13 protein-coding genes are annotated in these 11,390 nt (G+C 62.6%); 8 read left to right on the plus strand and 5 right to left on the minus strand.

Annotated elements, in window-relative coordinates:
* From EN939_RS07460 to EN939_RS07470, 3 genes are all read left to right on the plus strand, one after another.
* A partial coding sequence (locus EN939_RS07460) for a polyprenyl synthetase family protein (RefSeq protein WP_206528269.1) occupies nucleotides 1-471 on the plus strand: 471 nt, incomplete at its 5' end.
* Nucleotides 472-632: 161 nt separating this feature from the next.
* Nucleotides 633-1,439 carry a class I SAM-dependent methyltransferase gene (locus tag EN939_RS07465; protein WP_127267511.1) on the plus strand — a complete coding sequence of 269 codons (807 nt, stop codon included), beginning with the start codon at nucleotides 633-635 and terminating at the stop codon, nucleotides 1,437-1,439.
* Nucleotides 1,440-1,555: 116 nt separating this feature from the next.
* Complete coding sequence (locus EN939_RS07470) at nucleotides 1,556-3,895, plus strand: response regulator (RefSeq protein ID WP_127267512.1); 2,340 nt, start codon at nucleotides 1,556-1,558, stop codon at nucleotides 3,893-3,895.
* 19 nt (nucleotides 3,896-3,914) lie between these two features.
* On the opposite strand, the gene EN939_RS07475 is transcribed toward EN939_RS07470, so the two are convergent.
* The 4 genes from EN939_RS07475 to EN939_RS07490 all read right to left on the minus strand — a co-directional run bounded on the left by EN939_RS07475 (nucleotide 3,915) and on the right by EN939_RS07490 (nucleotide 7,442).
* Nucleotides 3,915-4,670, minus strand: coding sequence for a Stf0 family sulfotransferase (locus EN939_RS07475; RefSeq protein WP_164748832.1), 756 nt, complete (start codon nucleotides 4,668-4,670; stop codon nucleotides 3,915-3,917).
* 147 nt (nucleotides 4,671-4,817) lie between these two features.
* Entirely contained in the window at nucleotides 4,818-5,672 is an 855-nt protein-coding gene (locus EN939_RS07480) for a lytic transglycosylase domain-containing protein (RefSeq protein WP_127267513.1), read from the minus strand.
* A 5-nt stretch (nucleotides 5,673-5,677) separates the two neighbouring features.
* Complete coding sequence (ispG, locus tag EN939_RS07485) at nucleotides 5,678-6,928, minus strand: flavodoxin-dependent (E)-4-hydroxy-3-methylbut-2-enyl-diphosphate synthase (RefSeq protein WP_164748833.1); 1,251 nt, start codon at nucleotides 6,926-6,928, stop codon at nucleotides 5,678-5,680.
* Between the two features lie 334 nt (nucleotides 6,929-7,262).
* Complete coding sequence (locus tag EN939_RS07490; RefSeq protein WP_013529217.1) at nucleotides 7,263-7,442, minus strand: YdcH family protein; 180 nt, start codon at nucleotides 7,440-7,442, stop codon at nucleotides 7,263-7,265.
* Nucleotides 7,443-7,681: 239 nt separating this feature from the next.
* Between EN939_RS07490 and EN939_RS07495 the strand changes: the two genes are divergently transcribed.
* A complete protein-coding gene (locus EN939_RS07495; RefSeq protein WP_013529216.1) occupies nucleotides 7,682-7,885 on the plus strand; it encodes a YdcH family protein in 204 nt (67 codons plus the stop codon).
* A gap of 24 nt (nucleotides 7,886-7,909) precedes the next feature.
* Here EN939_RS07495 and EN939_RS07500 read toward each other — a convergent pair whose 3' ends face one another.
* Nucleotides 7,910-8,698 (minus strand): IclR family transcriptional regulator, encoded by a 789-nt coding sequence (locus EN939_RS07500; protein ID WP_127267515.1) that lies wholly within the window; start codon nucleotides 8,696-8,698, stop codon nucleotides 7,910-7,912.
* Nucleotides 8,699-8,825: 127 nt separating this feature from the next.
* Between EN939_RS07500 and EN939_RS07505 the strand changes: the two genes are divergently transcribed.
* The 4 genes from EN939_RS07505 to EN939_RS07520 form a co-directional block, all read left to right on the plus strand.
* Nucleotides 8,826-9,707, plus strand: coding sequence for a transporter substrate-binding domain-containing protein (locus EN939_RS07505; protein ID WP_127267516.1), 882 nt, complete (start codon nucleotides 8,826-8,828; stop codon nucleotides 9,705-9,707).
* A gap of 171 nt (nucleotides 9,708-9,878) precedes the next feature.
* Nucleotides 9,879-10,544 carry an amino acid ABC transporter permease gene (locus tag EN939_RS07510; RefSeq protein ID WP_127267517.1) on the plus strand — a complete coding sequence of 222 codons (666 nt, stop codon included), beginning with the start codon at nucleotides 9,879-9,881 and terminating at the stop codon, nucleotides 10,542-10,544.
* Nucleotide 10,545: 1 nt separating this feature from the next.
* Entirely contained in the window at nucleotides 10,546-11,196 is a 651-nt protein-coding gene (locus EN939_RS07515; RefSeq protein WP_127267518.1) for an amino acid ABC transporter permease, read from the plus strand.
* 2 nt (nucleotides 11,197-11,198) lie between these two features.
* A partial coding sequence (locus EN939_RS07520; protein WP_164750906.1) for an ATP-binding cassette domain-containing protein occupies nucleotides 11,199-11,390 on the plus strand: 192 nt, incomplete at its 3' end.

Below are 11,390 nucleotides of genomic sequence, written 5' to 3' on the forward strand. Positions count from 1 at the left end.
GCCCTGGTGCTGGCGCTGGCCCGCGCCGCCGGACCCGGCGGCATGGTCGGCGGCCAGAAGCTCGACCTCGAAGCCGAACAGACGCCGCCGGACGAGGCCGGCATCATCCGGCTGCAGGCGATGAAGACTGGCGCTCTGATCCGTTTCGCCTGCGAGGCAGGTGCCCTCATCGCCGGCGCCCCGGCCGATGACCGCGAGCGGCTGGCCGAATTCGGCTCGGCGATCGGTCTTGCCTTCCAGCTTGCCGACGACCTGCTCGATTTGACCGCCGATGCCAGCCAGATGGGCAAGGCAACCGGCAAGGACGCCGCCGCCGGCAAGGCGACGCTGGTGGCCTTGCATGGTGCGAATTGGGCTCGCAACCAGTTGCACGGCCTCGTCGAGCAGGCGCATGCACTGCTTGATCCTTATGGCGACGACGCCCAGTTGCTGAAAGAAGCGGCAACGTTCGTGGCGACCCGCACCAGTTGAGGTTGGCGCCAGCCGAGATATCGAGCTGACTAAAGTTCGCTCATCCTCCGCCGGCCAATTCAGAAATAGAACTTGAGCGGAAGCCTGCCGAGGCAGAGGATCGACATCGCTTTGCCATCCGCACGGCACGCACGCGGTGCGGGTAGAGTTGGAGGGGTGCCATGTCGACCACCGACAAGCTGTTCAGCGGTTCCATTGCCGAGGTCTACGACCGGGCGATGGTGCCGCTGATCTTCGAGCCGTATGCACGGGATCTGGCAGAGCGGGTGTCGAAGCTCGGGCCGCAATCGGTGCTCGAAGTGGCGGCGGGCACCGGTGTGGTGACACGTGCGATGGCAGCAAAGTTGCCGGCGCAAGCCCGCATCGTGGTCACCGACCTCAACCAGCCCATGCTCGACCACGCGCGCACGCGGATGGCGGACGATCCTCGGATCACCTGGCGGCAGGCCGACGCCCAGGCGCTGCCCTTCGAGGACGCAGAGTTCGACGCCGTGGTTTGCCAGTTTGGCGCGATGTTCTTCCCCGATCGGGTGGGCGCCTACGGCCAAGCGCGGCGGGTGATGCGGCCGGGCGGGCACTTCCTGTTCAACGTCTGGAGTGCCATCGACGACAACGAGTTCGCCGAGGAAGTGACGCGGGCGCTCGGCCATTTTTTCCCGGCCGATCCGCCGCGCTTCATGGCGAGGACGCCGCACGGCTATCACGATGCGGACGTCATCCGCGCCGACCTTCATGCCGCCGGCTTCGGTAACATCACCATAGAGCCGCTGGATGCCGTCAGCGCCGCTTCGTCGCCATATGAGGCGGCCACGGCCTATTGCCAGGGCACACCCCTGCGGGCTGAGATCGAGGCGCGCGGCGGCTCGCTGGAGGAGGCGACGCGATACGTGGCGAATGCCCTTGGGAAACGGTTCGGGGAAGGCCCGGTGCGTGGCCGCATCCGCGCCCTCGTCGTGGAAGCGGTCTAGGCGCGCTGTCCATCCGGCGGTTCGCATGGCCTGCCTGCCCTCTCACGAACGAAATTTTAATGTAAATGAAGCGTAATCCCGGCCATTAAAATGGTGCGTATGTGTTGGGGTTGCGCATGCCTGAATATTCGTCCTTCATCCGGTCGGTCCGGATCCGCTATATTTCAGGGTTGCTGATCTTCGCGCTGGCTTCCGCCGGTATCGTGATTGCGCTTGACCGCGTCAATTCCTTTCGCCGCGACATCGATGCGCTGAGCAGCAATCTCGTCATCTTCACCCGCGACCTGCGCAACGCGACCAGCTTCGCCGAGACCACCGGCACCGCCTGGCGGGCGGAGACACGCGATGCCCTGACCACATCGGCGCGCGGCCATTCGGAGCGCCTGACCGGCGAGATCGAGACGCTGACCGCCCAGCTTGCGGCGATCAAGCCGCGGCTGTCGATCAAGACCGTCAACGAACTCCAGTCCGCTTCCGTCAACGGCGATCTGTTCTGGTCGCCGCGCGACATGGTGCGCAATTTCAACCTGATGTCGATGGCGCAAAAGGTCGACGAGTGGAGCTATCGCGAAATCCGCAACCAGAACGACCTGTTCGCCCAGCCGATGCTGGTCCGCGTCCGCACCGCCATGGATGATGAGCGCCACCTGGCCGATGCCTCAAGCGACAGGCTGCTGCTGTGGGCGAGCGGCATCCTGTTCGCGGCACTTGCCATCGTCGCCTTCTGGATCTTCCGCCCGATGGAAGTGGCAATCCGCCGCGCCTTTGCCGAATCCGCCGAATCCCTGTTCAAGGCCGAGGCCGCCGACCGCGCCAAATCGGAATTCCTGGCCAATATGAGCCACGAAATACGCACGCCGATGAACGGTGTGCTCGGCATGGCCGAACTGCTGGCCAAGACCGATCTGACCCCGCGCCAGAAGACCTTCACCGACGTCATCGTCAAATCCGGCAACGCGCTGCTCACCATCATCAACGACATCCTCGATTTCTCCAAGATCAATGCCGGGCAACTCACTCTCGACCCTGCTCCCTTCCGCCTTTCCGAGGCGGTCGAGGATGTGGCGACGCTGGTCTCGGCGCGCGTCGCCGAAAAGAACCTCGAACTGATCGTGCGTGTCGACCCGCGCCTGCCGGCCCATGTCGTCGGCGACGCCGGCCGCTTCCGGCAGATCATCACCAACCTGCTCGGCAATGCCGTGAAGTTCACCGAGAAGGGTCATGTGCTGATCGATGTCGGCGGCGAGATCGTCAACGACGTGGTCCAGCTCAAGGTCCGCGTCGAAGACACCGGCATCGGCATACCGGCCGAGAAACTGCAGAACGTGTTCGAGAAATTCGCGCAAGTGGACGGCTCGTCCACCCGCCGCCATGAGGGCACGGGGCTGGGCTTGGCCATCGCCGCCCGCCTCGTCGACCTGATGGCAGGCAAGATCGGCGTCGAAAGCGAGATCGGCCGTGGCTCCGTGTTCTGGTTCGCTGTGCCGCTGCCCGCGCATCAGGCCGCGGCGCGCGACGAGATCGTGCCGGTCGACGTCACCGGCGCGCGCGTGCTGGTCATCGACGACAATCCGGTCAACCGCGAAATCCTGCTCGAGCAGCTCAGAAGCTGGAGCTTCGACTGTGCCGCCGCCGAAAGCGGCGCCGTCGGCCTGGCCTTCCTCGACCGCGCCTTTCAACTCGGCGCCGCCGTCGACTGCATCATCCTCGACTACCAGATGCCGGGCATGAACGGCGCCGACGTCGCCAGAGCCATTGCTTCCGACAGCCGCCTGTCGGCCATCCCGATCGTTATCCTGACCTCGGTCGACCAGGCCGATTTCGGCAAGATGATCATCGACTTCGGCATTGCCGCTCATCTGACCAAACCGGCGCGCTCCGCGGTGCTGCTCGGCACCGTCATCTCGGTGATTCAGAAGGCCCGTTCGCAGGTCGGCAAGGCGCGGTTCGTCCGCGAACCGATCGTGCAGGCTTCCCTGGCAGCGCCGCCCGCCTTCACCGTCATCCGCGGCCCGGCAATGCCGGTCGCGGCAGCGCCGGAATCGACAACCGCGCCGAACGGACCGATCGACATCCTCATTGCCGAGGACAATGACGTGAACCAGTTGGTCTTCGGCCAGATCCTCAATGGGTTGGGCTTGAGCTACCGTATCGCCGGCAATGGCCGCACGGCGGTCGAAATGTACCGGGCGCTGCGCCCCAAGCTGATCCTGATGGACGTTTCGATGCCCGAAATGAACGGCTACGAGGCGACCCGCGCCATCCGGGCGATGGAGGTCTCGACGGGCGCCCACATCCCGATCATCGGCGTCACCGCGCACGCGCTGAAGGGCGATCGCGACAAGTGCATCGATTCAGGCATGGACGACTATCTGCCGAAGCCCGTTTCGCCCGACCGCCTAGGCACCAAGATCGGCACCTGGCTCAGCGAGACCGTCGTGGCCAAGACCGCCTGACTGCATCCATGAGGATGCGTCAGACGGCGGCAGCCTCCAGACGATAGCGGCGCATCCAGTCGAGGCTTGTCGCGTCAGCAAGCTTTGCAACGCCGGGGCTTACATCCTCCTCGTCAGGTGCTGGGACTCCCAGGGCTTCGCAGATGCCTAGCAACGTCGCAGCCGGATTGCCTGAAAGGCGCTCATAGCCGACGCGCAGCGGGGATATGCCTTGCTCTGCGAACCAAATGTTCCAGGCCGCGTCATAGGTCTCGAGTTCCGTGACCTCTCGTTTGATACGCTCGAAATCATATTGGGGCTCTTTCGGCGGTGCGACCCTTTCGATCTCGGTGCCATCGGGAGCGATATGCCAAAGACCGGTCTGCTCCGCCTTGATCAGGGAGACAGCCTGCGCGAGCTTGTTCTCCCGCGAGAGGTGTATGTAGAGGACGCGGCCAAAGGCCTTTTCAAGACGCGCTCTGTCCGACTGCAGTTTCGGGAAAATCCGGTCGAGGGTTGCCGAGAGTTCATCCAGATTTTCGCGCATCAAGCGAAGGCCGAAGAGGCCGGTCCCACCCTTGCCGGCAGCGATCGCCGCGTTGAGATAGGCGACATTGAAGTCGAGCTCACTCATCGTGTCGCGATCGGGCAGCTTCCACTCTTCAGCCCACTCCAGCACATCCTGCCGCCGATAGAATGAGTGCGGATCGCCAGTCGTCTTCGTGGATGCCAGAAGCTTGCACAGCAGCGTGCTACCGGTCCTCGGCGTGCCGCAGATGATGTATCCATCGAACATGTTGAGGCCCATGCTGCTCGTCAAAGACAGGGCCGCCGCCCAGTAAGGATGGCGGCCGCTATAGCTGAAATCTTTGCTGGATGCGACGTCACGGCTATCGCTTTTAAATGCCTCTCTCGGACAAACACCATGCCGGCAGCGGCCAAATTACCGGTTGCGCACCACCACGCACGCCCCACCGACACTTTGCAATTTCTGGCAAATAACGTTGGCATCGGCGCGGCGGTCGACACCGATCCTGACCGCGTAGATGCCGCGCCGGCCGATCGGCGTGCGCACCCGGCTGACCACCGGATCATGCCCGTTGAGCAGGGCCGGGAACCGGCTCCTTACCCTGACCCACTGGTTGATCGCGGCGCTGCGGCGAAAATTGCCGGCCACTTGGATGCCCCATGGCTTTATGTTGATCGAAGCCATGGCCACCGTCCGCGACATGATCACCGGCAGTTTTCGGCAAGCGACGGCAAAATCCGTCTTTGCGTCGAGCGGCTCGACCCTTCCGGCATAGGCCCGGTCGGTGAACTTGTCGGCTGGTTCGCCCATGATGTCTAAGACATAGCTTTCGGTTTCCATCGGCAGGAAACCGCCGGAGCTGAGCCAGCGCGACACCCGGCTCTCGCCGGCATTGTAGGCGGCGGCGGCCAGGCCGAGATTGCCGTAGCCGGTTTTCATTTCGGCCAGATATCTGGCCGAAGCCGGAATCGCCTGGTTGATGTCGAAGGAATTGGCGAGCCCGCGCATCTTGGCGGTGCCCGGCATGAACTGGGCAATGCCTTCGGCACCGACCGGACTGACGGCGTTGGGATCGAAACGGCTTTCCTTCCAGATCAGCCGGGCGAAGAAATCCCTGGACAGGCCGTTCTGGTCGGCATGCGCCTGGATCAGATTGCAGACCTTGTCGATCAGCCGCTGCTTGGCGGATTGCGGCGGATCGGCCTGCACAAGGGTCGACCAGGTCAGCCCGTACAGCAGGATCAGCGCTGCCCAAAGGAAACGCTGCATCGGTTCTACTCGGCCGCGGCCTTGCCGCGACCGAACCGTTGCTCGATATAGTCGGCGACCATTTTCTCGAAATCCGCGGCGATCGACGGCCCGCGCAGCGTCGCCGCCTTTTTGCCGTCGACGAAGACAGGCGCCGTCGGCATTTCGCCCGTGCCGGGCAGCGAAATGCCGATGTCGGCATGCTTGGACTCGCCAGGGCCGTTGACGATGCAACCCATCACCGCGACCTTGAGGTTCTCGACGCCGGGGTATTTGTCGCGCCACACGGGCATGTTCTTCCTGAGATCGGCCTGGATGTTCTGGGCGAGTTCCTGGAACACGGTGGAGGTGGTGCGGCCGCAGCCGGGGCAAGCGGCAACAATCGGCACGAACTGCCTGAACCCCATGGTTTGCAGCAATTCCTGTGACACCTGCACCTCGCGCGTGCGGTCGCCGTTCGGCTCCGGTGTCAGCGAGATGCGGATGGTGTCGCCGATGCCTTGCTGGAGCAGGATGCCCATGGCGGCCGACGAAGCGACGATGCCCTTCGAGCCCATGCCGGCTTCGGTCAGGCCGAGATGCAGCGCATGATTGGAGCGGGTGGCGAGCTCGGTATAGACGGCGATCAGGTCCTGCACGCCGCTGACCTTGGCCGACAGGATGATTTTCTCGCGGCCAAGGCCGATCTCTTCCGCCATCTCGGCCGACAGGATCGCCGACTGCACGATCGCCTCGCGCATCACCTCCTGCGCGGTCAGCGGAAAACCCTTGTCCTGGTTGTCGTCCATCAGCCGGGTCAAAAGCTCCTGGTCGAGCGAGCCCCAGTTGACACCGATGCGCACCGGCTTGTCATGCCTGATCGCCATCTCGACGATATCGGCGAACTGGCGGTCCTTCTTGTCCTTGAAGCCGACATTGCCCGGATTGATGCGGTATTTGGCCAGCGCCTCGGCGCAGGCCGGATGATCGGCCAAAAGCTTGTGGCCGATATAGTGGAAATCGCCGACCAGCGGCACGTTGATACCAAGCCGCTGAAGCCGCTCATGAATGCGCGGCACGGCGGCGGCGCTCTCGTCGCGATCGACGGTGATGCGCACGATCTCCGAGCCGGCCCGGTGCAGCGCTGCGACCTGCGCAACCGTCTGGTCGATATCGGCCGTATCGGTGTTGGTCATCGATTGGACGATAACGGGCGCGCCGCCGCCGACGACCACGCCGCCGACATCGACGCCGACCGACGTGCGGCGGGGGAAAGGAGAGGAAAAATATCCGGTCATGCCGGCAGCCTTTTGTCTCTGGAGCATCTTGTGTCCTGCATGGACGCACAACGACGCCCCGGGCCGATGCGCTGAGGTCCGGGCATGAGGTGGAGGAGCAAAGATGGCTTGTCAATGGCGACAGGTCGCCACTGGCCGGAATCGCCCGCCGCCGGCGACCAGAAACAATCGATGATCTGGCGAAACGGGCGACGGCCGAAGCGGAGATTGAGCCGGGTGCAAGTCCAGCTTCGGCTGACAGACCGGTGCTGGAAAATCAAAACCCTCCACGCCGGCGGCGGGGTGCCGCCGGGAAAAGAGGCCGCGGATATTGGGCGGCTATGTCAGGAGGGCGTCAATGCGTGGTCGGTTTGCCTCTTAGTTTTTCAATCTCGTCCTTGAGTGCCAGCTTGCGTCGCTTGAGATTCACGATTTCGAGGTCGTCGACCGATGGATGATTCATCGCGTCATCGATTTCACGTTCGATGTCGCCGTGTTTCCGCTGCAACTCATCAAGATGGGATGCAAGAGACATGATTGGTTCTCCCTTTCATGGTTTTCCTCGATTGCAACCGTCACGGCGCGTCCACCGCAGGTTCGCTTCTGTGACGGCACGGTGACAGTGTGTCACCTTCCGCGGGCGATGTCGAATGATCCGTGGTAGCATTCCACGACACCTTGAAATGTGATATGGGCTGCACGCCGGTGACAAAACACCCGGTCCCGCCCAATCAGGCCCAGTTTTGGGCGCCGCAGACGTGCAGACGGTAGAGAATGTCCGATCAGGAACAGGCCGATATTCGCCTCGAATTTTCCCGCCTGAAGCAGGAACACGCCGATTTCGATGCCGCCATCAACGCGATGATCGCCATGGCCTGCGATCCGCTGCAGATCCAGCGCATGAAGAAGAAGAAGCTGTTCCTCAAGGATCGGCTGATGGCGCTGGAAGACAAGATCATTCCCGACATTATTGCATGAACTGGCATTCGCTCGTTCGCATGCCTAGGCTGCGATCGAAAGTCTCGCGGCACGATCACGCAGCAGGCCGATAAGTTCGCCGGTCCGCTCCTCGGACGTATCGATGGGGACCACCAGGCACATGGTCGCCTCGACCTTGCCCGGCGCTGAAAACACCGGCGCGGCAAGGCACTTCGTATAGGCATCGACAAGGCCCGAAGTGACGCAATAGCCGGTGACCTGCGCTTTTGCGATGTCGGCGACGAAATCGTCGAGCCGCAGTTTGCGCCCGTCGGGCAGCACGAGATCGTCGTCCGACACCATGCCTTCGATCTCAGCCTTCTCCAGCCCCGCCAGAAGCAGCCGCCCCGAGGCCGTCCAGGGCAGCGGTATCTGCAAGCCGGTGGCGGAACTGATGCGGAACGGCCTGGTGCCGGGACTCGCATGGACGATCGTATAGCGGCCGCTCTGCAGCATGCACAGTTCGGAAGTCTCGCCGGTCTCGCGCGACAGATTGTCGACCTCCTGGCGCCCCCGCCTCAACAGGTCGTTGCCCCGCACATAGTCCATTCCGTAGAGATAGAGCTTCTTGCCGAAATAGACGCGATTGCCGTCGCCTTCCATTTCCAGCAGTCCCGCATCGACCAGCGACCGCACCAGCGTATAGGTCGTCGAACGGGGCGCGTGCACGCCCTTGGCAAGGTCGCCAATGCCGATCGCGCGCTGGGTCGTGTGAAGAAACTCCAGAATCTCGAGCACCCGGTTGAGCCCCTTTTCACGGGAGCCCGAAATCTTCTCGCCGGCTGAAAGTGCCGAGGCATTGCCATCTTGCATTGTTGATTCCCGGTGTTAGTATCTGTCCTGTACAGGATACACACGTCTCTTGTAAGAGACAATCGCTTCGACGTCACTGACGCGTGTATTGCCTGTGCAAGGGGAACACAAACGAAAGGAGGTCGCCGTGAACGACACATCCGGAAGACGTGATTTTCTGAAATTGGGAATGGCGGGACTGGCCACGGCCGGCGTCGTGGGTGCGGCGGTAGCCGTCGATGCCCAGAAGGCCGCTGCTCAGGCAGCACCCGACAGCCTGCTGCGCACCGTGCTCGATCGCGGCAAGCTGATCGTCGGTACCGGCAGCACCAATGCGCCGTGGCACTTCGAGAACGATGCCGGCGAACTCGTCGGCATGGACATCACCATGGGACGCATTCTTGCCAAGGGCCTTTTCGACGATCCGACCAAGGTCGAGTTCGTGATGCAGGATCCGGCACAGCGCATCCCCAACGTCACCACCAACAAGGTCGACATCACCATTCAGTTCATGACGATGAGCGCCCAGCGCTCGCAGCTGGTCAATTTTTCCCGGCCTTACTATGTCGAGGGCGTCGCCCTGCTGAGCCTTCCGACCGCCGAGAACAAGACCTTCGACAAGCTGCTTGCCGGCGGCTCGGCGACACGCGTCTCCATCCTGCAGAATGTCGATGCCGAGGCGCAGGTGCATTCGGTGCTGCCCGAGTGCCAGGTTATGCAGATCGATACCCAGGCCAACGTGCTGCAGGCACTGGAATCGAAACGCGTCGACGCCGCTGCCGTCGATCTGTCCACGGTGCGCTGGCTCGCCTCGCGCAATCCGGACAGATATTTCGACGCCGGCAAGAGCTGGCTGAGCATGCTTTATGGCGCGGCACTCCGGCAAGGCGACCTTGACTGGCTGACCTTCGTCAACGCGACCTTCACCATCGCCATGTTCGGCCACGAAAACGCACTCTACGATGCCGCCTTCAAGGACTATTTCGGACAGGAGCCGCCGGCGCGCCATCCCGGCTTCCCAGCCATCTGACCTGCATCGGGCGGAAGGGCGTATCCAGCGCCCTTCCGCCTCCCTAGAGCAATTCCAGGAAAAGTGTGAAACGGTTTTCGTCCGGAATTGCGTCAAAACAAAGAGTTAGAGCGGGTCGCCGTTTCCGTGAAACGGTGAACCGCTCTAAGCCTGCGGCACTGAGGCGGACGCATGGGCTATGCCCTTAATTTCAACCTGATCTGGCGGCACTTCGACAAGCTGTGGGGCGGACTGCTGCTCAGTCTCGAACTCGCCGTCATATCGATCGCCATCGGCATCGTCATCGGCCTGGTTCTGGCGGTCTGGTATGTGTCTGCCGGACGCATCGTGCGCACCATCATCGCCGCCTACGTCGAATTCATCCGCAACGTGCCGCTGATCCTGCTCGTCTACCTCGTCTTCTACGGCTTGCCGACAGTGGTCGATATCGCCTACAGCGCGCCGACCTCGTTCGTCGTCACGCTGTCGCTCTATAGCGGCGCCTATTTGGTCGAGGTGTTTCGCTCCGGGCTCGAAGCCGTTCCGCGCGGACAGCTGGACGCCGGCAAGGCAATCGGCCTGACACCCTGGCAAAGGCTGCTCAACGTGCGCCTGCCGACCATGCTGCGCATCACCTTGCCGGCATTGTCCAACACCTTCATATCGCTGTTCAAGGACACCTCCGTCGCGTCGGTCATTTCGGTGCCGGAGCTGACCTATGGCGCCCAGTGGATCAACTTCAACACCTTCCGCATCGTCGAGGTCTATCTCGTGGTCACGGCGATGTATCTGGTGACCGGCTACATCTTGCTTTTTGCGCTTCGGCTTGTCGAGCGCCGGTTCAGGGCGGCGCGCTGATATGCTGACCCAGATCGCCTATGCCTTACCTTTCCTCGCCCAGGGCTTTGCGCTGACACTGTGGGTATCCCTGCTGGTCGTGGTATTTTCGCTGATTGCCGGCGTGATCATGGGCGTCGGTCTCGTCTATGGCCCGGTGCCGTTGCAATGGGCCGTGCGCATCTTCAGCGACACCATCCGCGGCATCCCGATCCTGGTGCTCATCTTCTTTGTCTATTACGGACTGCCGGCCATCGGGCTTCATCTGCCGTCGTTCTGGGCCGCCGTGCTGGCGCTGACCCTGTTCAAGACAGCCCAGGTCGTAGAATATTTCAGAGGCGCTGTCGGCTCCATTCCGAAAGGGCAGTCCGAGGCGGCGATGGCGATCGGGCTGACCTTTCGACAGCGGCTCGCCTACGTCATCTTCCCACAGGCGTTCAGGCGCTTCCTGCCGCCCTGGATCAACGGCGTCACCGATGCGGTCAAGGGCAGCGCGCTGGTATCGCTGCTCGGCATCACCGACCTGATGCAGGCCATCAACCAGGTCATCGGCCGCACCTATGAGGCCATGCCGCTCTATATTCTCGGCGCGCTCATCTACTTCGCGGTCAACTATGCCCTTTCGCTCGCCAGCCGGCGGCTCGAGCGGCGTTTCTCCTTCATCCGGGAATAGCAATGTCCACAAGTCCGAAAAACACCCCGGCCCTTCTCGACGTCCAGGACGTTTCCAAAGCCTTTGGGACCGTCCAGGTCCTGCGTTCGGTCAGCCTGCAGGTGGCGAAGGGCGAGGTGGTGACCGTCATCGGCCCTTCCGGCAGCGGCAAGACCACGCTGCTGCGTTGCGTCAACTTTCTCGAAAGCTATGAC

Origin of the sequence: Mesorhizobium sp. M7A.F.Ca.CA.002.05.1.1, assembly GCF_003998335.1 — a bacterium.
In the GTDB taxonomy this organism is placed as follows: domain Bacteria; phylum Pseudomonadota; class Alphaproteobacteria; order Rhizobiales; family Rhizobiaceae; genus Mesorhizobium.

What these genes read in the sequence shown, in the direction of transcription:
- EN939_RS07515 (WP_127267518.1), top strand. Translation starts at nt 10,546, where the DNA reads ATGCTGACCCAGATCGCCTATGCCTTACCTTTCCTCGCCCAGGGCTTT.
- EN939_RS07510 (WP_127267517.1), top strand. Translation starts at nt 9,879, where the DNA reads ATGGGCTATGCCCTTAATTTCAACCTGATCTGGCGGCACTTCGACAAG.
- EN939_RS07495 (WP_013529216.1), top strand. Translation starts at nt 7,682, where the DNA reads ATGTCCGATCAGGAACAGGCCGATATTCGCCTCGAATTTTCCCGCCTG.
- EN939_RS07470 (WP_127267512.1), top strand. Translation starts at nt 1,556, where the DNA reads ATGCCTGAATATTCGTCCTTCATCCGGTCGGTCCGGATCCGCTATATT.
- EN939_RS07465 (WP_127267511.1), top strand. Translation starts at nt 633, where the DNA reads ATGTCGACCACCGACAAGCTGTTCAGCGGTTCCATTGCCGAGGTCTAC.
- EN939_RS07475 (WP_164748832.1), bottom strand. Translation starts at nt 4,670, where the DNA reads ATGTTCGATGGATACATCATCTGCGGCACGCCGAGGACCGGTAGCACG.
- EN939_RS07500 (WP_127267515.1), bottom strand. Translation starts at nt 8,698, where the DNA reads ATGCAAGATGGCAATGCCTCGGCACTTTCAGCCGGCGAGAAGATTTCG.
- ispG (WP_164748833.1), bottom strand. Translation starts at nt 6,928, where the DNA reads ATGACCGGATATTTTTCCTCTCCTTTCCCCCGCCGCACGTCGGTCGGC.
- EN939_RS07480 (WP_127267513.1), bottom strand. Translation starts at nt 5,672, where the DNA reads ATGCAGCGTTTCCTTTGGGCAGCGCTGATCCTGCTGTACGGGCTGACC.
- EN939_RS07490 (WP_013529217.1), bottom strand. Translation starts at nt 7,442, where the DNA reads ATGTCTCTTGCATCCCATCTTGATGAGTTGCAGCGGAAACACGGCGAC.